This window comes from Kitasatospora sp. NPDC127116 (genome assembly GCF_042677365.1).
Taxonomy (GTDB): Bacteria; Actinomycetota; Actinomycetes; order Streptomycetales; family Streptomycetaceae; genus Kitasatospora; species Kitasatospora lactacystinica.
Window position 1 is genome coordinate 16,977 of record NZ_JBHXTL010000096.1, and the last position, 22,831, is coordinate 39,807.

The following is a 22,831-nucleotide window of genomic DNA, read 5'->3' on the forward strand; positions in this document are numbered from 1 at the left end:
GGACGGCCGGGCCGCCGCACTCAGCGGCGGCGGTGGTCGTTGGGGGTCAGGCGCGGGCCGTAGCGGGGGGCGTGGACGCCGGTGGCCAGCAGGAGGCGGCAGACGCGGTGGCGCTGGGGACGGTAGGGCTCCAGCAGCGCCAGCATCTGGGCGTCGTCGCTGCGGGGGCGGCCGGCCAGGGCCCAGCCGACCAGATCGGGCAGGTGGAAGTCCCCGACCGAGACCGCGTCCGGATCCCCGTTGCTGCGCTGCAGGGTCTCGGCGGCCGTCCAGACCCCGATGCCCGGGACGGCGGTGAGGCGGGCGAAGGCCTCCTCGTGGCCCATCGCCGAGGCCTCCTCCAGCCGCGGCGCCAGCCGGACCGCGCGCATGATCGTCGCCGAGCGCTTCGGGTCCACGCCCGCCCGGTGCCACTCCCAGCTCGGCACCAGCGCCCACTCGCGGGCCGACGGTGCCACCCGCATGCCCTCGGCCGGGCCCGGCGCCGGGGTGCCGAAGTCCCGCAGCAGGGTGCGCCAGGCGCGGTAGGCCTCGTCGGTGGTGACCTTCTGCTCCAGGATCGCCGGAACCAGCGACTCCAGCACCAGACCGGTCCTGGCCAGCCGGACCCCGGCGGTACGGCGCTGGGCGTCCCGCAGCGGGCCGGGCGGCAGGACCAGCGCCTCCGGGGCGTCGTCGGCGCCCAGCAGGGTGGGGAGGCGGTCGAGGAGCCAGTCCGCGCCCGGGCCCCAGGCGCTCGCCTCGACCTCGCCGGCGGCCGGACGCGGCAGCACCCGCAGGGTGCCGATGCCGGCCGGGGTGCGGGAGGCGCGCCAGACGGCGCCGTCACCGGTGCTGCGGTACGCCGGATCGGCGGGGCCCCGGCGCAGCGGGAGCAGGGTGCGGGCCACGTCCAGCGGGAAGCCCGGGCGCCAGCGCCGTACCGCTTCCACCGCTCTCGCCTCCCGCGTCGCCTCCGGACATGAACGATACGCGCGGGGTCGGACAGACCCGCGGGGCGGCGAGCGGGGCGACGGGGGTCCGCCGGACGACATCGCCTCCCCGGCCCTTTCCCGTGCCCGGTCGGGACACGGGAAGGGGCGGGGTGGGGAGGGGTCAGCGGGTCTGGAGGAGGGCGGCCGCGGTGCGCAGGGCGGGGAGCAGGGCGTAGAGGGCGTTGCCCGGGCACTCGGTGGCGACGGCGTCGCGGTGTCCGGAGACGGCGTCGAACTCGACGACGCTGCCCCTGGGGAAGCGGCTGGCGCCCGAGGAGGAGGTGAGCTTGGTACGGCCGTCGGCGGGTTGGGCTTCGAGGCCGAGCTTCCAGGCGGCGAGCGCGGCGAGGCCGTCGACGAGCGGCTGGGGCGGCCGGCCGTCGACGTAGGTGCCGAGCGCGGCGACGCCGGAGGAGTCGGCGTTGAAGCCGAGGGTGTGGGCGCCCTGGACGGACCGCTCGACGCCGCCCGCCCGGCCCTCGTAGACGGTCCCGCAGCGGTCGACCAGGAAGTTGTAGCCGATGTCCCGCCAGCCGTTGGTCCTCACGTGGTACTGGTAGATCGCCCGGATCACCCGGGGAGCGTCGGCGCAGGCGTAGTCCGTGGCGGTGTCGGTGTGGTGGACGAAGACCTCGCGGACCGGGCCGGTGTACACGAAGTCCCGCTCGCGCAGTGACTCGTCGGCCCCCCAGCCGGCCCGGGTGACGATCGTCGGGCGCGGAGCCTGGCCCTTGGGCCCCGGCTCGGTGGACGGCCCCGGCTCGGTGGAGGGCCCCGTCGGCGGGTTCGCGGGCGGGTCCGTCGGCGACCCGGTCGACGGATCTGTCGGCGGATTCACGGGAGGCCCGGTTGTCGGGTCCGGCGGAGAGGCCGTCGGCGGGTTCACGGGCGGGTCCGTCGGCGACCCGGTCGGCGGGTCCGTCGGCGGATTCACGGGCGGGTCCGGCGGAGAGGCCGTCGGCGGGTTCACGGGCGGGTCCGTCGACGGCCCGGTCGGCGGCTCCGCGGGCAGGGTCCGTAGGCCCGCCGGGGCGGCCCCGTTCCCCGGGTCGACCAGGTCGAGCCGCAGCCCGGCCGGGACTCCGGCGGGCCCGGGCCGGACCTCGACCGCGACGCCGTCGCTGCGGCCGGTCCAGAGCGGGGCGGTGGCGCGGTGCGCCGGGTGGTCGGGGCCGTCCTCGGGACCGGCCTCCAGGCGGTGCCAGGCACTCCAGCGGCCGGTGGCCGCGTCCCGGGTGCGGACCCGGACCACCGCCCCGGCGAGGGCGTCCGCCGGGCCGTCCCAGCCCAGGCCGAGGAGTTCGAACGGTCGGGTGCCGCGCGCGGCGAGGCCGGTCCCGGCGGGCAGCGGGAGGGTGGTGGTCGAGCCGCCGCCGGCGAACTCGCGGCGCTGCGGCGTCGGCGAGGGGGTCGCGGCGGCGGCGGGTTGGAGCAGGAGGGCGGCGGTGCATCCGGCGAGCAGGGCGGCCGGGAGTGAGAGGCGCATAAACCGGATCGTCGCCGCAAACCGGACCGCCCGCCACGTCGCTCCGCGCCCGTTCGGCCGCCCCTCCCGGCCTCCCACCCGAAGGCCGTAGGCTGGGGCGCACCATGACTGCGCCTTTCGCTGCCGATGCCCGCACCCCCGTCGAGCTGCTGCACGCATTCCTGCGCGGCGGCACCCCTTCGGTCGATCCCGCGGCCCCGCTGGTCACCTTCTACGACGACGCCACCGGCGAACGGGTGGAGCTCTCCGCCCGCACCTTCGACAACTGGGTCGCCAAGACCGCCAACCTCCTCCAGGACGAGCTGAACGCCGGCCCCGGTGACCGGGCGGCGCTGCTGCTGCCCGCCCACTGGCAGAGCGCCGTCTGGCTGCTGGCCTGCTGGTCGGTCGGGGTGGCGGCGGTCCCGGGCGGCGACCCGGCCGCCGCCGACCTGGTGGTCAGCGGCCCGGACGGGCTGGAGGCCGCCCAGGCCTGCGAGGGCGAGCGGGTCGCGCTCGCCCTGCGCCCGCTCGGGGGCCGCTTCCCGCAGCGTCCGGAAGGGTTCCTGGACTACGCCGCCGAGGTGCCCGGCCAGGGCGACCGCTTCGCGCCGTACTCCCCCGTCGCCCCGGACGGGCAGGCGCTGGAGACCGCGGTGGACGGGCTGCCGCTGAAGCTGACGGGCGAGCAGACCGTGGCGCTGGCCCGGGAGGGCGCGGCGCGGCTCGGCCTGAAGCCCGGTGACCGCGTCCTGTCCACCCTCGCGTACGACGACTGGGCCGGTCTGGAGGCCGGTCTGCTGGCGCCGCTGGCGGCCGGTGCCTCGGTGGTGCTGTGCCGCAATTCGCAGGCGCTGGACGCCGGGCAGTGGGAGAAGCGGACGGAGTCCGAACGGGTGACACTGCGCCTCGGCTAACCCCCGGCGCGGGCCCGGCGGGTAGGGATCGCTGCCATGGCCGAGGACGACACCGCGCACCCCCCGACCGGCACTCCCCCGGCGAACGGCCCCGCAGAGGACGGCCCGCCGACCGACACCCCTCCCGACGGGACCGGACGCCCGCGACGGCGCCGGCGGTGGTTGATGATCACCGCCGGCGCCGTCGCGTTCCTGCTGGTCGCCACCGGCGCGCTGCTCTGGATCGCCTACCGCAAGCTGGACGGCAACATCCGCACCGACTCGGCCACCGACCGGCTGCTCGCCCGGCTGGAGGCCGAGCGGCCGAGCCGCACCGCCGGGGCGCGGGGCGCCGAGAACATCCTGCTGATCGGCAGCGACGACCGCTCCGGCGCGAACGCCTCGTACGGCGGCGGGAGCGGCACCGAGCGCTCGGACACCACGATCCTGCTGCACCTGGCCGCCGACCGCAGGCACGCGACGGCGGTCTCGGTGCCGCGCGACGTCATGGTCTCCGTCCCCGCCTGCGAGAAGCCGGACGGCACCCGCAGCAAGCCCGCGCTGATGCAGTTCAACCGGGCCTTCGAGACGGGCGGTCCGGCCTGCTCGATCCGGACCGTCGAGAAGCTGAGCGGCATCCGGATCGACCACTACGTGATCCTCGACTTCAGCGGCTTCAAGACGATGGTGGACGCGATCGGCGGGGTCGAGGTGTGCGTGCCGCAGCCGATCCACGACAAGGACGCCAGGCTCGACCTGCCCGCCGGCCGGCATACCCTGCACGGCGAGCAGGCGCTCGGCTACGTCCGGGCCCGGGAGAGCCTGGGCGACGGCAGCGACACCCAACGCATGGGCCGCCAGCAGCAGTTCCTGGCCGCGCTGATCCGCAAGGCGCAGTCGCAGGGCGTGCTGCTGAACCCGGCGAAGCTGTGGCCGGTGCTGGACGCCGCGACCTCCTCGGTGCGGGCGGACGGCGGGCTGTCCTCACTCGGCGCGCTGTACGACCTCACCCAGGACCTGCGCGGCGTCCCCTCGGCGGACGTGGTCTTCCTGACCGCGCCGCGCCGCCCGTACCGCTACGACTCGGACCGGGACGAGTTCGTGCAGCCGCAGACCGGCCAGTTGTTCGCGGCGCTGCGGGACGACCGGCCGGTCGCCGTCCGGCCGCCCGGCTCCTCGCCCTCGTCGGGCCCGTCCCCGTCCCCGGGCTCCGGCCCGGGGACGGGCCCGACGGCCGAGGCGGCGGCGGCGGTGACGGCCCCGGCGACGGGGACCGCGTCACCCTCCGCGAGCGCCGCGCCCACCTTCGAGGGACGCACCGCCGACGTGGACGCCTGCGCCCCGCACTGAACCGCCAGCCCCCGACCGCGCCGGCGCACCCCGGTCCGGCCCCGTCGGCCGATCCGGACGTTTCCGCAATTGCTCGGCCACGAGCGGTATTTATCCCCGCCCTGCCGGAACATGGCGGAGATCACACCGGGAACGACTCCCCCGTTCGGCTCGTCTAGTGTGTCCGGATCGGCCCGTCCGTACGGGCGGTCCGCAGCCGTGACCGGTCGAAGGTAGGGAACCCCCGTGCACGAGGAGCAACCGGAAGGCGGCCGGTACCGGGTCGACCCGGCTCCCGGCGTCCCCCGGCAGCGCCGGCGGGCCGTCGAGGCACCGGCGGCACCGGCCCCGGAGGGCCGCCGGGACAGCCGGCGGCGGGCGGCCGCGCTCGCCAAGCGCAGCCGGCGCCGACGGGCGCTCAAGTGGACGGCCGGGGCGGGCGCCCTGGTGATGGTGGCGGGCTGCGGCGGGGCGTACTACCTGTACCGGCACTTCAACGACAACCTGACCTCGGTCAAGGTCCAGCTGGGCGACGAGTCCGAGCGGCCCCCGGCCGCCGGGGACGCGCTGAACATCCTGGTGATCGGCACCGACAGCCGGGAGGGCCTCGGCCGGGAGTACGGCGACGAGGGCAGCACCGGGCACGCCGACACCACGCTGCTGTTCCACATCGCCAAGGACCGCACCAACGCGACGGTGATCAGCCTCCCGCGCGACCTGATGCTGCCGATACCGGAGTGCCAGAACGCCCAGGGGAAGAAGATCCAGGGCTCGGCGCGGGAGGAGTTCAACAACAGCCTCGGCCAGGAGGGGCGCGACGCGGGCTGCACCTGGAAGACCGTCGAGAAGAACACCGGGATCCGGGTCGACCACTTCGTGCAGGTCAACTTCGAGGCGGTGAAGACCCTGTCCACCGCCGTCGGCGGGGTCGAGGTCTGCGCGGCCAAGGACATCAACGACTCCGGCTCCCACCTCAAGATGACCAAGGGCCGGCACGTGGTCCAGGGCGAGGAGGCGCTGGCCTTCGTCCGCACCCGGCACGCGGTCGGCCAGGGCGGCGACCTCACCCGGATCCCGCTCCAGCAGCAGTTCATCAGCTCGATGATCCGCAAGATCAAGAGCGACGACACCCTGACCAGCCCGACCAAGCTCTACAAGCTCGCGGACGCCGCCACCAAGGCGCTCACCGTGGACTCCGGCATCGGCAGCGTGGACAAGCTCAAGGACCTCGCGCTGGACATCAGCAAGGTGGACACCAAGAACATCACCTTCACCACCGCGCCCGTCCTGGACGACCCCAAGGACGAGAACCGGGTGATCCTCAAGCAGCCGGACGCCGGGCAGCTGTTCGCGATGGTCGCGGCCGACCGCTCGCTGACCGAGACCGCCGCCCCGCCGAGCGCCCCGCCCGCCGCCGAGGCCCCGGCCACCGGCGCCGCGACCCCGCCGCCCGCCCCGGCCGCCACCACCCCGCCCGTCTCCGGCAAGGGCGTCCAGCTGACGGTGCGCAACGGCAGCGGCACCCGCGGACAGTCCGGGCCGACCGTGGAGAAGCTCCGGGCGAAGGGCTTCGACAAGGCCGTGGTGGGCAGCGACGCACCGCCCGCCGAGACCACCACGGTGTCCTACCCGTCCGGCCGGGAGGCCGAGGCCCAGGCCCTGGCCGCCGCCCTCGGCCTGCCCGGCGACGCCGTCCGGCCGGCCGCGAAGTCGGACCCGAAGGGCGGGCTGGTGCTGGTGCTCGGCAAGGACGTGCTGGCCGCCGCCAACCCGGCGGCGGTGCCCACCGAGGCACCCGAGGACCTCCAGCGGGTCCAGGCGGACGACACCGACGTCTGCGCCAAGTAGCCAGGTCCTGTCCGGCCGATCTCGGCGGATCAGTCCGCGGCGAGATCGGCCGGACAGGGCCTAGCCGGGCAGGAGGGTTCCGCCCTCCTCCCGGTACCGCTCGGAGGTCCGGGGGCACTGCCAGCCGCCGTCCCCGGTGGGCCGCAGCGGCTCGCCGGCCCGGCCGACCCAGCCGATCCGGCGGGCCGGGACACCGGCGACCAGCGCGAAGTCCGGGACGTCCCGGTGCACCACCGCGCCGGCCGCGACCAGCGCCCAGCGGCCGACCGTCACCCCGGCGACCAGCACCGCACGGCCGCCGATCGAACAACCCTGACGGAGCGTCACCCCCTCGGCCCGCCAGTCGTGTTGATCCTTGGGGCGGCCCTCGGGAGTGACCGCGCGGGGGTACCGGTCATTGGTGAGGACGGCGGCCGGGCCGATGAACACCCCGTCCTCGACCACCGCCGGCTCGTACACCAGCGCGTGGTTCTGCACCTTGACCCGGTCCCCGATCCGCACGCCGGGGCCGACGTACGCGCCGCGGCCGATCACGCAGTCCGCACCGACCACCGCGTCCTCGCGGACCTGGGCGAGGTGCCAGACCGCCGTCCCGGCACCGATCGCGGCCCGTTCGTCGACGTCCGCGCTCGGCTCGATCCGGGCCGCGCCCGCCCCGCCCTCAACTGTCGCCATGCGCACCGACGATAGCGGCGCCGCACGGCACCGCGGGCTGCCGGGACGAATCGGCGGGCGCCAGGGCGTGTCGGGCACGCCCCGGGATCAACCCGTCTTCGAGAGCACGTCCTTGGAGGACGGGCCGACGCTGGCGATCACTCTTCGGGCCAGCGAGCGCGGAGAGGTCAGGAAGCCGAAGCCCCAGCTGAGGTGCATGGTCGCGAAGGCCACCGGCAGCAGCGCCCTGGCCTTGAACGACAGCCCCCGGCCCTCGACCGCGGCGCCGCCGAGGATGCCCATCAGGTACGCGCCGGGCACCGCCAGGAAGGCCGGGTGGACGGCGGCGCCGAGCACCAGCCCGAGGACGACCGCCGCCAGGGCGGCCGGCGGGGCGAGGTAGCGCATGTTGACCGAGCCGCGGTGGTAACGGGTGACCACCCGGCGCCAGCGGCCGTAGTCCTTGTACTGCTTGGCCAGCGCCCGCACCGAGGGGCGGGGCCGGTACGTCACCTTGAGCTGCGGGGTGAACCAGACCAGGCCGCCGTCCTGGCGGATCCGGTAGTTCAGCTCCCAGTCCTGGGCGCGGATGAACTCCTCGTTGTAGCCGCCGAGCTTCTCCAGCACCTCGCGCCGGAACACCCCGAGGTAGACGGTGTCCGCCGGGCCGGCCAGGCCGCCGGTGTGGAAGGCCGCGTTCCCGACGCCGATCTTGGAGGTCATCGCGGCGGCGACCGCGTGCTCCCACTCGGTCTCGCCCTCGGCGTGCATGATGCCGCCGACGTTGGCCGCCTCCATCTCGCCGAGCAGCCGGACCGCCGTGGTGATGTAGCCGGGGGTGAGCAGGCCGTGGCCGTCCACGCGCACGACTATCGGGTGCCGTGAGCCCCGGATCGCGGCGTTCAGCCCGGCCGGCGTCCGGCCGGTGGGGTTAGCCACCGTCCGCACCCGCGGGTCCTCGGCCACCAGCTCGGCCGCGATCTCCGCGGTGCGGTCGGTGGAGGGGCCGAGGGCGATCACCACCTCCATCGGCCCGGGGTACTCCTGGTCCAGGATGCGGCGGACCGCCGTGCGCAGGTGACGTTCCTCGTTGAGCACCGGCATGATCACGGAAACAGCCGGCAGCTCCTCAGCAGCCTTGGTGTTCATCGGGGCCAACCGTACCGGTGCGGACGCGTCCCCGTCTTGTCCCGGTCTGGGCGGCCGGGGACGCCTCGCGGCGCGGCACCGGTGCTGTGATCAAGAACACCGTACTCCCCCTTACGCGCGGGCCGGAAGCGGTGTGGATCCGGTGCCGGTCCGGGGTGGGTTCAGAGTGCGTAGTGAGCGACGGTGAACACCGCGTAACCGGTCAGCGCGAGCCGGTTCACCAGGTGCTGGGGGCCGCCCAGCCGGTCCGGCAGGGCCTGCGCCGGCCGCAGGTCGGGGCGGTGGGCGGCGGTGGCGACGGTCCGGGCCACCGCCGCCGGGTCGTACCGCCCGCCGAAGAAGGCGGCCAGCCGGGCCGCCGGGCGGCTGAAGAAGGAGAACTCCCGGCCGCCGCGCAGCCGGATCGTCAGCAGGCTCCGGTGCACCGCCGCCGCCGAGATCTCCGCCCAGCGGTAGCTGCGGGTGCGCAGCGCGGTGGCCACCCGCAGGCCGTCGCGGTCGGCCACCAGTTGCCAGGAGAACGTCTGGGCGCAGGCGTGGATCGCCAGCGAGCCGATCCACAGCGGGCGCACCAGCCCCTCCCACCAGCCGTCGTCGTCGAGCAGCACGACGGCGGCGACGACCAGCAGCGCCGCCAGCGGTCCGGCCGCCGCCCGCAGCGGCAGCGGCATCTCCCAGCGGCAGGCGTCCAGCGGCCGGGCGTCCGAGCCGGCCTCGGGGGCGGCGGCGACGGTCTCGGCGGTCAGCGCGGCGACGGCCAGCTCGCGCTCGCGGTAGCGCCCGGAGCGCCGGCCGAGCCGCGGGGCCCGGGCGACGGGCGCGACCACGGAGGCCACCCGGTGCGGGTCGCCGTCCAGCAGGGCCGGGCGGACCAGGAGCTGCTGGTCGGGGCCGTCCGGGCCGCGGTACAGCACGGCCGGGACGCTGCGGCCGGCCCGGGCCAGCCAGGCGGCGGCCTGGTCCGGGGTGGCGCGCTCGAAGAGCTCGCCGTACTCCTCCTCCGCCGGGTCGTGCGGCGGTCCCGACTCGGGGTAGTCCTCCTCGTAGCCCTCCAGGTCGGGGTGCTCGGGCAGCCAGCCGGGGCCCGGGCGGTCCGGCATGTCCGGGTGGCCCTCCCGGGCCCAGTAGTAGCGCTCCCACTCCTTCAGCCGCCACAGCGCGGGCCCGTCCGCCGGGCCGTCCACCGGGAGCACCAGCAGGTCGCCCTGGGCGTCGGCCCGGACCCGGACGGCCAGGGCGGGAGCGGTGCCCTCGAAGGCCGGCCGGGTGCGGCGGACGTCGTGGGCCAGGGCGGAGCCGAGCAGCAGCAGGCCGGGCAGGGCGAGCAGGCCGCCGAGGAGCGCCCCGCCGGACAGGTCGTAGTCGTCGCCCAGCGCGCGGACCCGGTCGCCGTCCAGCAGCAGCGGGATCGCCTGGCCCGGCTGCGGTCGCTCGGCCCACCACACGTCCAGCTTCGCGGTGGGCCCGGCGGCGGCGCCGGGCGGCGCGGCGACCGTCACGTCACCGCGGTGGGGGTCCTGGTAGTGGACGGTCAGCAGGCCGTCCCGGTCGAACTCCCCCGCGGTGCCGGTGACCCGCACGGCCGCGCCGTCCCGCTCCTCCTGCTGGGACTGCGCCCACAGGCCGTACAACGGCAGCGCGGCGGCGGCGACCAGGAACAGCACGCCGAGCACCCGCCGCCCGACCGGCGCGTGCGGGGGGTGGACGGGCGAGGGCGCGCCGGCGGCCGTCCAGGGGAAGGGGACGGGCGGGGCCATCAGTTCGTCGAGCTGATGGCGGGCGCGGCGGCGGCCGAGGTCGGCGCCGATCAGGACGGCGGCCAGCAGCAGGTGCAGCAGCACGGCGGACCAGCGGGCGAGCGGGGTGACCAGGCCGTTCGGGAGGTACCAGAACAGGGCCAGGGCGGCGACCGGGACGAGCGGCCGGACGCGGGGCCGGCCGACCAGCAGGACGGCCTCGGCCAGCAGCGTCCAGAGGGCCAGGGTCTCGCCCCAGGTCTCCCGGCAGATGCCCTGGGCGTTGCAGGCCCCTCCGCTGTCCGGCTCCACCGCGGCGGCCAGGGCCAGGAAGGCGACCGGCAGCAGCGCGAGCCACCGGCTGTCCAGCCGCCAGGCGGTCCGGGCGGCGCGCCAGCGGGTGGCGGCGGCACTGGTAAGGGGCGCGGCGCTGGGCAGCGGCGGGGCGTCCGAGGGGAACATCGGACGATCATCCCAGCCCGGGGGAAACGGAACGCACCTCGGCGGCGGCCTCCCGGCAAGGGGCGGGGAACGGCACCGGGGCCGGGTGCTGTGCGCACCCGGCCCTGGTCCCCCGTCCCCCCCGTTCCCCCCGTTCCCCCCGTCTCCCCCGTGCTCCGGGGCCCGGCGACCCCGGAGCCGGCTCAGTCCGTCGCGATGGCCGCGAGGACGTTCATGCGTCCGGCCCGGAAGGCCGGGACGAGCGCGGCGAACAGGCCGATCAGCACCGAGGAGACCAGCGTGATCGCCACCATGGTGGTCGGGACGGAGAGCGTCCCCAGGCCCTGGTCCCGCAGCACCCCCTGGACGGTGACGCCCCAGGCGAGGCCCAGTCCGGTGCCGAGGACGGCGCCGAACAGCGCGATCACCACGGACTCCAGCCGGATCATCCGGCGCAGCTGGCGGCGGGAGAGCCCGATCGCCCGCAGCAGGCCGATCTCGCGGGTCCGCTCCACCACCGACAGCGCCAGGGTGTTGACCACGCCGAGCACCGCGACCGTGATCGAGAGGGCGACCAGCCCGTAGATCAGGTAGAGCAGGGTGTTGATCTGGGACTGGGCGAGCTCCTTGTAGCCGGCCCGGTCCTTGATGGTCAGCTGCGGGTACTCCTTCAGCCCGTCCTCCAGCGCGGTCAGCGTCTTCTGGACGTCGGCGCCCTGGGCGGCCTTGGCGAAGAAGGTCCACACCGGCGGCTGCTCGGCGGCCGGGACCGCCTTCGCCATGGTGTCCATGGCGACGAAGGAGCCGCCGCCGAACAGGTCGCCCTTGCCGAGGACCGCGCCGACCGGCAGCGCCTGGCTGCGGCCCTGGCCGTAGTCGACGGTGACCTGGTCGCCGACCTTCAGGTTGTGGTCCTTGGCGAAGGCGGCGCCGATCCCCAGCGAGCCGCGCTGGAGCGAGTCCACCGCACCGGAGTCGACGGTCGGCCGGAAGTCGGTGCCGAAGAAGGACGGCGGGACCGCGGTCAGCGGGGTCTTGGCCTGCTGCCCGTCCGACAGCCGGACCTTGGCGGCGAAGAACCGCTGGGTGGTGATGTGGTCGATGCCCGGGGTCCGCTCGACGGCGGCCAGCATCTCGGGCGTGATCGCGGTGCGGCCACCGGAGATGATGTAGTCCGCGCCCACCGACTTGTCGATCTGCGCGCTGGTCGAGGTGACGGCCGAGGAGCTGAACACCGCGGAGGCGATCACCAGCGCCAGGCCGATCATCAGCGCGGCGGCGGTGGCGCCGGTGCGGCGCGGGTTGCGCATCGCGTTGCGCTGGGCGAGCTTGCCGGACGGCCCGAACAGCGCCGGCAGCAGCGCGCCGAGCACCCGGACGACGGCCGAGGCCAGCAGCGGGCCGAGCACCACGAAGCCGATCAGGGTGAGCACCACGCCCAGGCCCAGGTACTGGCCGCCGGCGGCCGCCTTCTCCGCCCGCGCGCCGAGCACCAGCAGGGCGCCGCCGCCGGCCGTCAGCAGCAGGCCGAGGACGGTACGGACCAGGTTGGCGCGGTCCTCGGCCGGAGTGCCGTGGTCGCGCAGGGCGGCCATCGGCGAGATCCGGCTCGCCCGGCGGGCCGGGAACCAGGCCGCGACCAGGGTGACCACGATGCCCAGCGCGTACCCGGCGACGAACACGTCCGGCCCGATCCGCAGGTCGGCCGCCTCCAGGTCCATGCCGATCGCGGTCATCAGCTTGATCAGGCCGACCGCCACGCCCAGGCCGGCCGCGACCCCGAGGGTCGAGCCGAGCACGCCCAGGATCAGCGCCTCGACCAGCACCGAGCGGTTGACCTGCCGCCGGCTGCCGCCGATGGCGCGCAGCAGGCCGATCTCCCGGGTGCGCTGGGCGACCAGCATCGAGAAGGTGTTGACGATCAGGAAAGCGCCGACGATCGCCGAGACGAAGGCGAAGCCGAGCATCGCGTACTTCATGAAGTCCAGGCCCTTGCCGACCTGTTCGGTGCGGTCCGCCTTCTGCTCGGCCGCCGTCTTCACCAGGTACCCGCCGCCGAGCGCGGACTGCACGTCCGCCTTGAGCCGGTCGTTGCCGCGGCTGCCGTCGCCGTACGCCTCGACGGTGCTGAAGGCCTGCTCGCCGAGCAGCACCTGCTGGGCGGTCGGGGTGTCCAGGAACGCGAGCGCCGCGCCCGGGTTGGTGGTGGTGAAGGTGCCGATGCCGACGATGGTGAAGTCGTGCCGGCCGAGGGGGTTCTCGACCCTGAGCCGGCCGCCGAGGCCGAGCTTGGCCTTCTTCACGGTGTCCGCGTCCAGCAGCAGCTCGGTCGGGCCGCGCGGGGTGCGGCCGGAGGTGACCTTCAGCGGGTTGGCCGGGGTGTCCGTCCAGTTGCCGAGCAGGGTGGGCGCGCCGGTGGTCGGGCCGACCAGCTTGTTGGTGGCCGGGTCGATCAGCACGGCGTTCTCGACCAGGACCTGGCCGACGGCGCTCTTCACCCCGGGCAGCGCGGCGACCTGCCGCTCCAGCGCGACCGGGACGGTCGGCGGCTTGACGGCGGCCTGCTGCTCCTCGTCCTCGGCCGGCTTGGGCGGATTGACCGAGACGTCGGAGGCGGTCGCGGCGAAGAGCTTGTCGAAGGTGCCGGTGGCGGTGTTGGAGAACACCAGGGTGCCGGAGACGAAGGCCACCGACAGCACGACGGCGATGAGCGAGAGCGCCATCCGGCCCTTGTGGGCGAAGAAGCTCCGCAGTGAGGTCTTGAGCAGCATGATGGAGTCGTCCCGCCGCTCAGCTGGTGCGCTTGCCGTCGAAACGGCGCATGCGTTCGAGGACGGAGTCGGCGGTGGGCGCGTGCATCTCGTCCACGATCACGCCGTCGGCGAGGAAGAGCACGCGGTCCGCGTAGCCGGCGGCGACCGGGTCGTGGGTGACCATCACGATGGTCTGGCCCAGCTCGTCCACCGAGCGGCGCAGGAAGGTCAGCACCTCGGCGCTGGAGCGGGAGTCCAGGTTCCCGGTGGGCTCGTCCCCGAAGATGATCTCGGGGCGGGCGGCCAGCGCCCGGGCCACCGCGACGCGCTGCTGCTGGCCGCCGGAGAGCTGGGAGGGGCGGTGCTTGAGCCGGCCGGACAGGCCGACCGTCTCCACCACCTGGTCCAGCCAGGCCTGGTCGGGCTTGCGGCCGGCGATGTCCATCGGGAGCGTGATGTTCTCCAGCGCGCTCAGGGTCGGGAGCAGGTTGAACGCCTGGAAGATGAAGCCGATCTTGTCGCGCCGGAGTCTGGTGAGCTGCTTGTCCTTGAGGCCGGTGATCTCGGTGTCGCCGATCCGGATCCGGCCGGAGGTGACCGTGTCGAGGCCCGCCAGGCAGTGCATCAAGGTGGACTTGCCGGAGCCCGAGGGACCCATGATCGCGGTGAACCGGCCGCGCTGGATGTCCACGTCGACGGAGTCGAGCGCGGTCACCCTGGTCTCGCCCGAACCGTACGCCTTGGTGACCTGACGGGCCGACGCGGCGACGGCTGACGCTCCGCCGGGAAGCTGGGGGTCGTACACGGCTGCTGCTGCCGTCGTCACTGGACTCTCCTAAGGAAGATGCGCTCACCCGTTGGCCCCCAGCCTCGCGGGCCCGCCCGCCTCATGACATGGCGCAGGCGGTAGTCCTCGACCGGGAGTTGTCTCCACCCTCCCGGTGGACCTGGCCACCGGACCCGACGCAACCGGGCCGCTTCCTGGCGGGTGGGGATGTGTGAACCACGTTAGGAGTCGACGGCCGTCGGCTCGTCATCCGCCGGAATGAAGCCGCTCAACCAAGGTTCTACGGGCCGCGGCGCCGCTCCCCCTAGGGGTAGCCGCGGCCCGTCTCGGGGACGCCCCGTACGGGCCGCGGCGGCGGTCCGTCAGCTCGTCAGCGCGGTTGCGGCCAGCCGCTCCAGTGCCGTGGCGAAGCCCTCCACGACCGGGACCAGCAGGGCTTCGGTCTCGCGCTCCACCAGGGTCGTCCCGTCCTCCCGGGCGGTGATGTGGCGGTCGAGCACGAACCAGCCCTGGGTGATGTGGTCGGCGCCCATCGAGCTGAGCACCGGGCGCAGCGCGTAGTCCACCGCGAGGACGTGCGCGGGCGAGCCGCCGGTGGCGAGCGGCAGGACGGCCTTGCCGGCCAGCGCGTACTGCGGGAGCACGTCCAGCAGGGCCTTCAGCAGGCCCGAGTAGGCGGCCTTGTAGACGGGGGTGCCGACGACCACGCCGTCGGCGCGGGCGAACAGCTCGGTGACGGCGACGATCTCGGGGTGGTCGAAGTCGCCCGACAGCAGGGCGTGCGCGGGCAGGCTGCGGGCTTCGAAGGGGACGACGTGGTGGCCGCGCTCCGCCAGCCGCGCGTCGACGTGGCGCAGCAGGCGGGTGGTGCGGGAGGTGGGGGAAGGGGAGCCGGAAACGGACAGGACGACGGCCATGGGTTCACCTCTGGGTGGAAGCGGGGCGGCGCGGGGCGGCGGGTTCCGGCCGGGTGCGGCGGGGGAGGGCGCCGCGGACGGGGGCCGGTGCCGGGGCGGCACCGCGGGCGCTGTGCCGGCGGACGTGCACCGGGGGCGCTGTGGCGGGGGCGCTGTGCCGGCGGACGTGCGGCGGGTACGGGGATTCGGCGGGCGCGCGTCAGCCGCGACAGAGCGAACAGGCCACACCGCGCCGCAGGTCGACGTGCCGCCGACGCGTGAGTGCCCAACGCTGATCCATGCCTGGAATGCAAACACGCTGTGTTCGGGCTGGTCAAGAAACGTTTCAGCAGCTGGAACACCGGGTGTCCGGACGTTGCGGCGGAACGATCCGGCACGTGCATCAAAACTGCTACAAGAAGCCCGGTGGACCCCCCGGGGGGAGTCAGCCCGACCGGGGTCGGGCATCCTCGTCGGCATGAACACGTGGCAGGAGGGCCGCCCGGGGGGCGGCGGGAACCCGTACGGCGGAAACGGCGGGGGCGGCGCGGCCGAGCCGCCGCTGCCGTCCTCGCTGAACCCGCGCGGGCCGGGGGCGGCCGCGCCACGGCAGCCGCGACAGCCCGGGCAGCCGGGGCCCTCCCGGCTCGGCGGCGTCCCCCCGCAGGGGGCCGGCGCACCCGGAGGCCGTCCCGGCGCACCCGGCGGTGCTCCCGGCGGTGCCGCAGGCCACGGTGCTCACGGCGGGCCCGGTGGCCCCGGTGGCCAGGGCCGCCCCGGCGGGCCCGGCGGGCCCGGCGGCACCCGCCCGCCCGGCGCCCAGGCCCGGCGCTGGCCGCGGCGGCGGATCGTGAAGTGGTCGGTCTTCGGCGTGCTGATCGCCGTCATGGTGACCGCCGTCTCCACCTGGTTCTGGGCGGACTCCAAGCTCAACCACGAGAACGTGCTCGCCGACTACCCCGGCCGCCCGGCCGCGGGCAAGGGCACCAACTGGCTGATCGTCGGCTCCGACAGCCGCCAGGGCCTCACCGACGCCGAGCAGGACGACCTGCACACCGGGCACGACACCGAGGGCAAGCGCAGCGACTCGATGATGATCCTGCACGTCGGGGACAACGGGAACACCCTGATGAGCATCCCGCGCGACTCCTGGGTGCCGATCCCCGACCACCCGGGCAGCAACGGCAAGCCGGTCAAGGGCACCACCGCGAAGATCAACTCGGCCTTCGGCAACGGCGGCGGCCGGCTGCTGGTCCAGACCGTCGAACAGAACACCGGCCTGCGGATCGACCACTACGCCGAGATCGGCTTCGGCGGCTTCGTCGGCATCGTCGACTCGATCGGCGGCGTCGAGATGAAGATCGACCAGGACGTCCAGGACAAGGACTCCGGCCTCGACCTCAAGGCCGGCGACCAGACCCTCACCGGCAAGCAGGCGCTGGCCTTCGTCCGCCAGCGCCACCAGATGGCCGACCAGGACCTCGGCCGGATGCGCAACCAGCAGAAGTTCCTCGGCGCCCTGGCCCACCAGGCCGCCTCCCCCGGCAACCTGATGAACCCGTTCACCTTCTACCCGCTGGTCGACTCGGCGCTCGGCACCCTGATCGTCGACGAGGACTGCGGCCTGACCGACCTCGGCTCGCTCTTCCTCGCCATGAAGGACGTCAACGGCGGCAGCGGCAAGTCGCTGACCGTGCCGATAGGCAACCCGGACTACCGGACCAAGACCGGCGAGTCCGCCGTGCTGTGGGACGCCAACAAGTCCAAGCAGCTCTTCGCCGCCTTCAAGAACGACACCGCGGTGCCGGACTTCAAGTAGTCCGCGACTTTGTGCGACCGTGTCGACACAATGGGTGGATGCCACTCGTCACCGCGCTGATCCACCGCCGTCGCCACCGCCTCCTGGGCCGCCTGGTCCAGGAGGCGCTCGCGCTCTACGGGATGGAGGTGCCCGCCGCCTGCGAGATCGGGCCCGGACTGCTCGTCTTCCACCGCGGCTTCGGCACCGTGCTGCACCCGTACACCACCCTCGGCGCCGGCGTGACGCTCTACAACGGCGTGACCATCGGCCGGGCCGACCCGTGGGTACCGCAGGAGGAGAGCGCGATGCGGCGGGTGGTGGTCGAGGACGGCGCGGTGCTGTGCGCCGGCGCCAAGGTGGTGTGCAAGGAGGGCGTGCTGACCGTCGGCGCGGGCACCGTAGTCGGCGCCAACGCGGTGCTCACCCGCTCGACCGGCCCCGGGGAGGTCTGGGCCGGCGTCCCGGCGCGCAAGGTGGGGATGCGGACGGGCGGCCGGTGGGCCCGCCCGGCACCGGCCCGGCCCGCCCCGAGCCCCTCCTGAACGCGCCGGACGCACCGGTGGCGAGGGAACGGCCTAGACGAACGGCAGCAGCCCGGTGCCGCACTCCGGGAAGCGGACCAGCCACTCCCCCTCGCCGCCGGCCGCCTCGGTGGCGCCCGAGAAGCCGTAGTGGATCGGCTGCCCGTCGCCGCTCAGCCACCTCGCGTGGGTCAGCTGCACCGAGAGCGAGGCCGGGCGGTACGGGGCCGCGGCGGCCTGGACGACCGGGGCGGGCTGCTCAAGCACCAGCTCGTGCTCGGTCTCGCCCGGCCGGAAGGTCACCACCGTCTCGGTGCCCGGGCGGCGCGGGAAGGCGCCCGTCGGATCCGTCCAGTACGCGGCGACCATCACCGCGAGGGTGCCGTCCAGGCTGCCGGTGTCCGGCCGCACGTACTCCTCGTCCGCGATCCAGCGGGCGTGGTGGCGGACCTCCTCCGCGCCCCACCGCTCGTCCCAGCGCACCCAGTAGCCGGCCACCCGCTTGACGGTCATGCCCTCGCGGACGACCCGGACGGCGAACCGCGCCGGGCCGACCGGCTCGCAGCCGGCCAGGGAGACCACCGTCACCTGTTCGTAGGTCACCTCGCCGTCGTCGGCGCCCTGCTCCACCATCGGTCAACCACCTTGCCGCAGAGTCGAGTTCGGCCGCGTCTTGGGCCGCGTCCGAGAAGTCGAGCGTAGGGCCCCGGCAAAGGAAGGCCGCACGATTGCCCGGTTCCGGCCCGGACGGCGGCGCTCCCGGCTACCCTGCCCGCCGCACCGCGGCCCGGCGCGGGAACGGGCCCGGGACGGATGCGGGGGCGGCGCGGAAACGGGCTCGGGGCGGGTACGCGAGCGGGTACGGCGAGCGGATACGAAACCGCCCCGGAGCAGGAGGCCGGAAGATCCGACGTCCCGCTCCGGGGCGGTGCGTGCCAGTGGCGACGGCGACTACTTGACCTCGCCGGAGGCGGCGATGGAGATCTTGGCCGAGGTGCGGCCGCTCTGCGAGCCGAGGCCCTCGATCTTCTTGACCAGGTCCATGCCCTCGACGACCTCGCCGAAGACGACGTGCTTGCCGTCCAGCCAGTCGGTGACGATGGTGGTGATGAAGAACTGCGAGCCGTTGGTGTTGCGGCCGGCGTTGGCCATCGAGAGCAGGCCCGGGCGGTCGTGCTTGATCTGGAAGTTCTCGTCCGCGAACTTCTCGCCGTAGATGCTCTTGCCGCCGGTGCCGTTGTGGTTGGTGAAGTCACCGCCCTGGAGCATGAAGGCCGGGATCACGCGGTGGAAGCCGGAGCCCGCGTAGCCGAAGCCGTTCTGGCCGGTGGCCAGCTCGCGGAAGTTCTGGGCGGTCTTGGGAACGACGTCGTCGTACAGCTTGAAGACGATCCGGCCGGCCGGCTCGTCGTTGATCGTGATGTCGAAGAAAACGTTGGAAGACATGCAGGGATGATGGCACGATCACCTGTTCGGCGCGCGCTGCCCCCGGTCGGGCGCGGCCGGACGCGGCTGTGTTATCCGGTTTCCGCCCCGGAGCGAGACCGGGAAGCTAACATCGATGTCAGGTTCAGGCCTCTGTGCGGCACGGGGACGGGGTGGGCGGCATGCGGATCGGTGAACTGGCCCGTCGGACGGGTGTGAGCGAACGCTCGCTGCGCTACTACGAGCAGCAGGGCCTGCTCGCCGCCCGCCGCACCGAGGGCGGCCACCGCGAGTACCCGGAGGCCGCCGTCGACCGGGTGGTGCACATCCAGGAGCTGTTCGCGGCCGGGCTGCACAGCCGGACCATCTACAAGATCCTCCCCTGCATGCGGGACTCCGACGGCAGCCCGAACGAGGTCGCCACCCCGCTGCTGGTCGAGGAGCTCACCGCGGAGCGCGAACGGATCGACCGGACGATCAGCGACCTGCTGCGCTCCCGCGAGGTGCTGGACGAGGTGATCGCGACCGCCTCCGGGCAGCCGCCGTCCTCGTCCGAGGCCGCGTAGAAGGCCGCACGGAAGACTGCCCGGAAGACCGCACCGGAGGCCGCGCAGGAGGGCCTCAGCCCTTCGGCCTGCGGGCCAGCAGATAGGCCTGCGGGGTCTTCTCGTCCCCCTCCGGCTCACGGACCGTACGGGAGGTGACCGGCAGGCCCGCCTCCCGCACCAGCTCCTCGACGTGCTCCGGCCGCAGCCGGCGGAAGTCCAGCGACACCGGGTGGCCGAAGGGGCGCTCCTGGCGCGACGGCAGGTCGCCGACCTGGAAGGCGAGCATCAGGTGGCCGCCGGGGGCGAGCACCCGGGCGCACTCGGCGAACACCTCGGGCAGCCGCTCCGCCGGGTGTGGATGATCGAGTACCAGGCCACCACGCCGGTCAGCTCCCCGTCCCGGAAGGGGAGGTCGAACATCGAACCGACGCTGAACGGCACCTCCGGGTGGGCCTGCCGGGCGAGCTCGACCATCCGCGGCGAGAGGTCGATCCCGTGCACGTCCACGCCGAGCCGGTGCAGCGGGCCGGTCATCCGGCCCGGGCCGCAGCCGAGTTCGGCCGTCCTGCCGCCCGGCCGCTCGGCGCGGACCAGGTCGGCGAAGAGCCCCAGCATCGCCCGGTCCATCGGCATGCGGTCCAACGCGTCCCGGAAGAGCTCGGTGTACTCGGTGGCGACGGCGTCGTAGAACGCCCTGGTCTCGGTGAGGAAGTCCGGCTCGGTCATGGCCCCGGACCCTACCGGGCGGCCGACCGGACCCGGGGCGTGTCCGGCGGATCCTTGCCGGGTGCGCGACAGCGGGGCACGCGCCTACCATCGGTCCGGCCAACCAGCCCGAGGGGGACGGAAGATGAGCACGATCGGGGTCTACCTGGCGCATCCGCGGCCGGGGAGCTTCAACCACGCGCTGTACGGGGCCGTGGTGGACGAACTGCGGGGGCGCGGCTGCCGGGTGCGCGCCCACGACCTGTACGCGGAGGGCTTCGCGCCGCTGCTGGCCGCCGAGGAGACCGGCACGGTGACCGCGGCGGAGCGGTCCGGGGATCCGGTCCTCGCCCTGCACCGCGCCGAGGTGGCCGCCCTGGACGCGCTGGTGCTGATCCACCCCAACTGGTGGGGCATGCCGCCCGCGGTGCTCACCGGCTGGGTGCAGCGGGTGCTGGTGCCCGGCGTCGCGTACAAGCTCGGGACGGCCGACGGCGAGCCGGCCGGGCTGCTGCGGGCCGGCCGGGCGCTGGTGCTGAACACCTCGGACACCCCGGAGGCCCGCGAGCGCGAGGAGTTCGGCGACCCGCTGGAGCGGATCTGGGCGGCCTGCGTGCTGCCGTACGTCGGGGTCGCCGAGGTGCGGCGGACGGTGTTCCGCACGGTCACCGACTCCTCCGACGCCGAGCGCGCCGGTTGGCTGCGGCAGGCCCGGGAGCAGGCCGCGGCGCTGCTCAGCTGAGCGGCGGGAGGTCCAGTTCGGCGACGGTCTGGCCGCCGCTCAGCTCGCCGGTCGGGCGGAAGCCGAGACGGGCGTAGAACTCCTCCGGGCCGTCCGGGCCCGTGTGGTGGGTGACGGTGACGCGGGATCCGCCGCGGCGGCGGATCTCGGCGCAGACCTGCTCGACGGCGAAGCGGCCGTAGCCGCCGCGCTGCCGCTCGGCGTCGATCAGCAGCCGCCACAGGCCGGAGCGGGGGCGGTCGCCGGGGCGGTCGGGGTAGAAGGTGAGGTCGAAGAAGGCCATCACGAAGCCGACCGGCCGCCCGTCGTCCAGGATCAGCCGGGGCCAGGCGGCCTCCCCGTACGCGTACGCCTCGGCCAGCGACTTCACCACCGGCGCCACCAGGGCCTCCTGGTCGGGGCGGACCCGCAGGGCGAGGGCGGCGTCGACGTTCTCGGGGGTGATGGGGGCCAGGCTGAGCACGGAGGGCCTGGTGGGCGCGGAGGACATGGCGGGCAGCCTACGGAGCGCGGCTGCCCGCCGTCGCGCGGATTTCGTCGCGCGGCCCTCCACCGACCGGGGACGGGGCCCTCCATCGACCGGGCCGGGGCCCCCGCCGCCCGGTGGGCTACTCGCCGGCCGGGAAGTCGGTGCCGCGGCCGACCGCCGCCCACGTCTCGGTCTCCCGCCGCGCCTCGTCGAGGGTGCCGAGGACGCCGTCGACCGCGTCGCTGCCGAGCGCGAGCCGCAGCGGGGTGTGCTCGGCGGCCAGCGCGGCCAGGATCGCCTCGGCGGCCCTCGCCGGGTCGCCGGCCTGCTTGCCGTCGCTGTCCGGCAGCCCGGTGCGGACCGGGCCGACGATCGGCTCGTACGCCTCGATCGGGGCGCTGTGGGCGAGCGCGTCGCCGCCCGCGAAGCCGGTCCGGAACGCGCCGGGCTCGACGATCAGCACCTTGACCCCGAAGCCGGCCACCTCCTTGGCCAGCGCCTCGGACAGCCCCTCCAGCGCGAACTTGGTGGCCGAGTAGGCGCCCACGCCGGGGAAGCTGAAGCGGCCGCCCATGCTGCTCATCTGCACCACCGCGCCCGAGCCCCGGGCCCGCAGGTGCGGCAGCACGGCCCGGGTGAGTGCGGCCGGGCCGAAGAAGTGCAGCTCCATCAGGTCCCGCAGCTCGCGGTCGGTGGACTCCTCGACGGCGCCGATCAGCCCGCGCCCGGCGTTGTTGACCAGGACGTCGATCCGGCCGTGCCGCTGGACGGTCTCCGCGACGACGGCCGCGATCCGCTCCTGGTCGGTGACGTCCAGCCGGACCGGGAACAGCCGGTCCGGGTGCGCGGCGGCCGGCTCCGCCAGCGTCTCGGGGCGCCGGGCGGCGGCCACGACGGTGTCGCCGGCCGCCAGCGCGGCCTCGGTGAGCGCCCGGCCGAAGCCGGAGTTGGCGCCGGTGATCAGCCAGACCTTGCCGGCGGGGTGCTGCTCGGGGGTGCTGCCCATGATCGTCGATCTCTCGCAATCGTCTTGTGCTGCCCGTGAGTTGACGATCATTTATGACACCGTCACAGGGGCCGCGTCCAGGACGGTTCGATGCCGGACGACATACGGCCCCCGACCGCGGACGGGCGGTCGGGGGCCGTATGTGCACGTCGGGGTGGGGTTACGGGAGGTTGCGGGCCATCACGATCCGCTGGACCTGGTTGGTGCCCTCGTAGATCTGCGTGATCTTCGCATCCCGCATCATCCGCTCCACCGGATAGTCCCGGGTGTACCCGTACCCGCCCAGCAACTGCACCGCGTCCGTCGTGATCTCCATCGCCGCGTCCGACGCGAAACACTTCGCCGCCGCACCGAAGAACGTCAGATCCGCGTCCCCGCGCTGCGACTTCGCCGCCGCCGCGTACGTCAGCTGCCGCGCCGCCTCCAGCTTCATCGCCATGTCCGCCAGCATGAACTGGACCCCCTGGAACTCCGCGATCGCCTTCCCGAACTGCCGGCGCTCCCGCACGTACCCGTTCGCGTAGTCCAGCGCCCCCTGCGCGATCCCCACCGCCTGCGCCGCGATCGTCACCCGCGTGTGGTCCAGCGTCTTCATCGCCGTCGCGAAACCCGTCCCCTCCGCACCGATCATCCGGTCCGCGGGAATCCGCACATTGTCGAAGTACACCTCACGCGTCGGCGAACCC

22 protein-coding genes are annotated in these 22,831 nt (G+C 74.4%); 7 read left to right on the forward strand and 15 right to left on the reverse strand.

Going from position 1 to position 22,831, the window contains the following annotated elements; all coding sequences use genetic code 11:
• Nucleotides 1-20 precede the first annotated feature (20 nt).
• Nucleotides 21-1,034 carry a DNA-3-methyladenine glycosylase family protein gene (locus ACFVHV_RS30765; RefSeq protein ID WP_380355358.1) on the reverse strand — a complete coding sequence of 338 codons (1,014 nt, stop codon included), beginning with the start codon at nucleotides 1,032-1,034 and terminating at the stop codon, nucleotides 21-23.
• A gap of 61 nt (nucleotides 1,035-1,095) precedes the next feature.
• Complete coding sequence (locus ACFVHV_RS30770; RefSeq protein WP_380355361.1) at nucleotides 1,096-2,460, reverse strand: N-acetylmuramoyl-L-alanine amidase; 1,365 nt, start codon at nucleotides 2,458-2,460, stop codon at nucleotides 1,096-1,098.
• Between the two features lie 104 nt (nucleotides 2,461-2,564).
• On the opposite strand from ACFVHV_RS30770, the gene ACFVHV_RS30775 reads away from it, so the two are divergent.
• The 3 genes from ACFVHV_RS30775 (at nucleotide 2,565) to ACFVHV_RS30785 (ending at nucleotide 6,512) form a co-directional block, all read left to right on the forward strand.
• Complete coding sequence (locus tag ACFVHV_RS30775) at nucleotides 2,565-3,356, forward strand: TIGR03089 family protein (protein WP_359910100.1); 792 nt, start codon at nucleotides 2,565-2,567, stop codon at nucleotides 3,354-3,356.
• Nucleotides 3,357-3,392: 36 nt separating this feature from the next.
• Nucleotides 3,393-4,685, forward strand: coding sequence for an LCP family protein (locus ACFVHV_RS30780; protein ID WP_359910103.1), 1,293 nt, complete (start codon nucleotides 3,393-3,395; stop codon nucleotides 4,683-4,685).
• 225 nt (nucleotides 4,686-4,910) lie between these two features.
• The gene (locus ACFVHV_RS30785; protein ID WP_359910106.1) at nucleotides 4,911-6,512 is read left to right on the forward strand and encodes an LCP family protein; all 1,602 of its coding nucleotides are present in this window, start codon (nucleotides 4,911-4,913) and stop codon (nucleotides 6,510-6,512) included.
• 60 nt (nucleotides 6,513-6,572) lie between these two features.
• Here ACFVHV_RS30785 and ACFVHV_RS30790 read toward each other — a convergent pair whose 3' ends face one another.
• The 6 genes from ACFVHV_RS30790 to ssuE form a co-directional block, all read right to left on the reverse strand.
• Nucleotides 6,573-7,187, reverse strand: coding sequence for an acyltransferase (locus ACFVHV_RS30790; protein WP_359910109.1), 615 nt, complete (start codon nucleotides 7,185-7,187; stop codon nucleotides 6,573-6,575).
• 87 nt (nucleotides 7,188-7,274) lie between these two features.
• Complete coding sequence (locus tag ACFVHV_RS30795; protein WP_359910112.1) at nucleotides 7,275-8,315, reverse strand: glycosyltransferase family 2 protein; 1,041 nt, start codon at nucleotides 8,313-8,315, stop codon at nucleotides 7,275-7,277.
• A gap of 161 nt (nucleotides 8,316-8,476) precedes the next feature.
• The gene (locus ACFVHV_RS30800) at nucleotides 8,477-10,513 is read right to left on the reverse strand and encodes a hypothetical protein (protein WP_380355365.1); all 2,037 of its coding nucleotides are present in this window, start codon (nucleotides 10,511-10,513) and stop codon (nucleotides 8,477-8,479) included.
• A gap of 182 nt (nucleotides 10,514-10,695) precedes the next feature.
• A complete protein-coding gene (locus ACFVHV_RS30805; protein ID WP_380355380.1) occupies nucleotides 10,696-13,266 on the reverse strand; it encodes an ABC transporter permease in 2,571 nt (856 codons plus the stop codon).
• A gap of 16 nt (nucleotides 13,267-13,282) precedes the next feature.
• Nucleotides 13,283-14,071, reverse strand: a complete 789-nt coding sequence (locus tag ACFVHV_RS30810) for an ABC transporter ATP-binding protein (RefSeq protein WP_380355368.1) — start codon at nucleotides 14,069-14,071, stop codon at nucleotides 13,283-13,285.
• A 323-nt stretch (nucleotides 14,072-14,394) separates the two neighbouring features.
• The gene (gene ssuE, locus ACFVHV_RS30815; protein WP_380355371.1) at nucleotides 14,395-14,949 is read right to left on the reverse strand and encodes an NADPH-dependent FMN reductase; all 555 of its coding nucleotides are present in this window, start codon (nucleotides 14,947-14,949) and stop codon (nucleotides 14,395-14,397) included.
• Nucleotides 14,950-15,406: 457 nt separating this feature from the next.
• Between ssuE and ACFVHV_RS30820 the strand changes: the two genes are divergently transcribed.
• Together ACFVHV_RS30820 and ACFVHV_RS30825 are read left to right on the forward strand one after the other, a co-directional pair.
• A complete protein-coding gene (locus ACFVHV_RS30820) occupies nucleotides 15,407-16,747 on the forward strand; it encodes an LCP family protein (RefSeq protein ID WP_359910127.1) in 1,341 nt (446 codons plus the stop codon).
• Between the two features lie 38 nt (nucleotides 16,748-16,785).
• Complete coding sequence (locus ACFVHV_RS30825; protein ID WP_359910129.1) at nucleotides 16,786-17,271, forward strand: hypothetical protein; 486 nt, start codon at nucleotides 16,786-16,788, stop codon at nucleotides 17,269-17,271.
• A gap of 33 nt (nucleotides 17,272-17,304) precedes the next feature.
• Here the strand turns inward: ACFVHV_RS30825 and ACFVHV_RS30830 are convergent, their stop codons facing one another.
• Both ACFVHV_RS30830 and ACFVHV_RS30835 read right to left on the reverse strand, forming a co-directional pair.
• Nucleotides 17,305-17,883 carry a hypothetical protein gene (locus tag ACFVHV_RS30830; RefSeq protein ID WP_359910131.1) on the reverse strand — a complete coding sequence of 193 codons (579 nt, stop codon included), beginning with the start codon at nucleotides 17,881-17,883 and terminating at the stop codon, nucleotides 17,305-17,307.
• A 318-nt stretch (nucleotides 17,884-18,201) separates the two neighbouring features.
• Nucleotides 18,202-18,696: a peptidylprolyl isomerase gene (locus tag ACFVHV_RS30835; RefSeq protein ID WP_359910133.1), complete on the reverse strand. Its 495-nt coding sequence runs from the start codon at nucleotides 18,694-18,696 to the stop codon at nucleotides 18,202-18,204.
• A gap of 161 nt (nucleotides 18,697-18,857) precedes the next feature.
• On the opposite strand from ACFVHV_RS30835, the gene ACFVHV_RS30840 reads away from it, so the two are divergent.
• Nucleotides 18,858-19,241 (forward strand): MerR family transcriptional regulator, encoded by a 384-nt coding sequence (locus ACFVHV_RS30840; RefSeq protein ID WP_359910136.1) that lies wholly within the window; start codon nucleotides 18,858-18,860, stop codon nucleotides 19,239-19,241.
• A gap of 55 nt (nucleotides 19,242-19,296) precedes the next feature.
• Here the strand turns inward: ACFVHV_RS30840 and ACFVHV_RS30845 are convergent, their stop codons facing one another.
• Together ACFVHV_RS30845 and ACFVHV_RS30850 are read right to left on the reverse strand one after the other, a co-directional pair.
• Nucleotides 19,297-19,554, reverse strand: a complete 258-nt coding sequence (locus ACFVHV_RS30845) for a hypothetical protein (protein ID WP_380355373.1) — start codon at nucleotides 19,552-19,554, stop codon at nucleotides 19,297-19,299.
• Nucleotides 19,509-19,949, reverse strand: a complete 441-nt coding sequence (locus tag ACFVHV_RS30850) for a class I SAM-dependent methyltransferase (protein WP_380355376.1) — start codon at nucleotides 19,947-19,949, stop codon at nucleotides 19,509-19,511. Before ACFVHV_RS30850 ends, ACFVHV_RS30845 begins: the two co-directional genes overlap by 46 nt.
• Nucleotides 19,950-20,073: 124 nt before the next feature.
• Between ACFVHV_RS30850 and ACFVHV_RS30855 the strand changes: the two genes are divergently transcribed.
• The gene (locus tag ACFVHV_RS30855; protein ID WP_359910142.1) at nucleotides 20,074-20,670 is read left to right on the forward strand and encodes an NAD(P)H-dependent oxidoreductase; all 597 of its coding nucleotides are present in this window, start codon (nucleotides 20,074-20,076) and stop codon (nucleotides 20,668-20,670) included.
• Here the strand turns inward: ACFVHV_RS30855 and ACFVHV_RS30860 are convergent.
• The 3 genes from ACFVHV_RS30860 to ACFVHV_RS30870 form a co-directional block, all read right to left on the reverse strand.
• The gene (locus ACFVHV_RS30860; protein ID WP_359910145.1) at nucleotides 20,663-21,160 is read right to left on the reverse strand and encodes a GNAT family N-acetyltransferase; all 498 of its coding nucleotides are present in this window, start codon (nucleotides 21,158-21,160) and stop codon (nucleotides 20,663-20,665) included. The two genes, ACFVHV_RS30855 and ACFVHV_RS30860, sit on opposite strands and share 8 nt — an antisense overlap.
• Before the next feature lie 118 nt (nucleotides 21,161-21,278).
• Nucleotides 21,279-22,145, reverse strand: coding sequence for an oxidoreductase (locus tag ACFVHV_RS30865; RefSeq protein ID WP_359910148.1), 867 nt, complete (start codon nucleotides 22,143-22,145; stop codon nucleotides 21,279-21,281).
• Nucleotides 22,146-22,305: 160 nt separating this feature from the next.
• Nucleotides 22,306-22,831, reverse strand: a 526-nt coding sequence (locus tag ACFVHV_RS30870; protein ID WP_380355378.1) for an acyl-CoA dehydrogenase family protein, incomplete at its 5' end; no start/stop codon positions are given.

Coding starts and splice junctions, on each gene's coding strand:
- ACFVHV_RS30765 (WP_380355358.1), bottom strand. CDS start 1,034: ATGTCGTCCGGCGGACCCCCGTCGCCCCGCTCGCCGCCCCGCGGGTCT.
- ACFVHV_RS30770 (WP_380355361.1), bottom strand. CDS start 2,460: ATGCGCCTCTCACTCCCGGCCGCCCTGCTCGCCGGATGCACCGCCGCC.
- ACFVHV_RS30775 (WP_359910100.1), top strand. CDS start 2,565: ATGACTGCGCCTTTCGCTGCCGATGCCCGCACCCCCGTCGAGCTGCTG.
- ACFVHV_RS30780 (WP_359910103.1), top strand. CDS start 3,393: ATGGCCGAGGACGACACCGCGCACCCCCCGACCGGCACTCCCCCGGCG.
- ACFVHV_RS30790 (WP_359910109.1), bottom strand. CDS start 7,187: ATGGCGACAGTTGAGGGCGGGGCGGGCGCGGCCCGGATCGAGCCGAGC.
- ACFVHV_RS30795 (WP_359910112.1), bottom strand. CDS start 8,315: ATGAACACCAAGGCTGCTGAGGAGCTGCCGGCTGTTTCCGTGATCATG.
- ACFVHV_RS30800 (WP_380355365.1), bottom strand. CDS start 10,513: ATGTTCCCCTCGGACGCCCCGCCGCTGCCCAGCGCCGCGCCCCTTACC.
- ssuE (WP_380355371.1), bottom strand. CDS start 14,949: ATGGCCGTCGTCCTGTCCGTTTCCGGCTCCCCTTCCCCCACCTCCCGC.
- ACFVHV_RS30820 (WP_359910127.1), top strand. CDS start 15,407: ATGAACACGTGGCAGGAGGGCCGCCCGGGGGGCGGCGGGAACCCGTAC.
- ACFVHV_RS30825 (WP_359910129.1), top strand. CDS start 16,786: ATGCCACTCGTCACCGCGCTGATCCACCGCCGTCGCCACCGCCTCCTG.
- ACFVHV_RS30830 (WP_359910131.1), bottom strand. CDS start 17,883: ATGGTGGAGCAGGGCGCCGACGACGGCGAGGTGACCTACGAACAGGTG.
- ACFVHV_RS30835 (WP_359910133.1), bottom strand. CDS start 18,696: ATGTCTTCCAACGTTTTCTTCGACATCACGATCAACGACGAGCCGGCC.
- ACFVHV_RS30840 (WP_359910136.1), top strand. CDS start 18,858: ATGCGGATCGGTGAACTGGCCCGTCGGACGGGTGTGAGCGAACGCTCG.
- ACFVHV_RS30850 (WP_380355376.1), bottom strand. CDS start 19,949: ATGACCGAGCCGGACTTCCTCACCGAGACCAGGGCGTTCTACGACGCC.
- ACFVHV_RS30855 (WP_359910142.1), top strand. CDS start 20,074: ATGAGCACGATCGGGGTCTACCTGGCGCATCCGCGGCCGGGGAGCTTC.
- ACFVHV_RS30860 (WP_359910145.1), bottom strand. CDS start 21,160: ATGTCCTCCGCGCCCACCAGGCCCTCCGTGCTCAGCCTGGCCCCCATC.
- ACFVHV_RS30865 (WP_359910148.1), bottom strand. CDS start 22,145: ATGGGCAGCACCCCCGAGCAGCACCCCGCCGGCAAGGTCTGGCTGATC.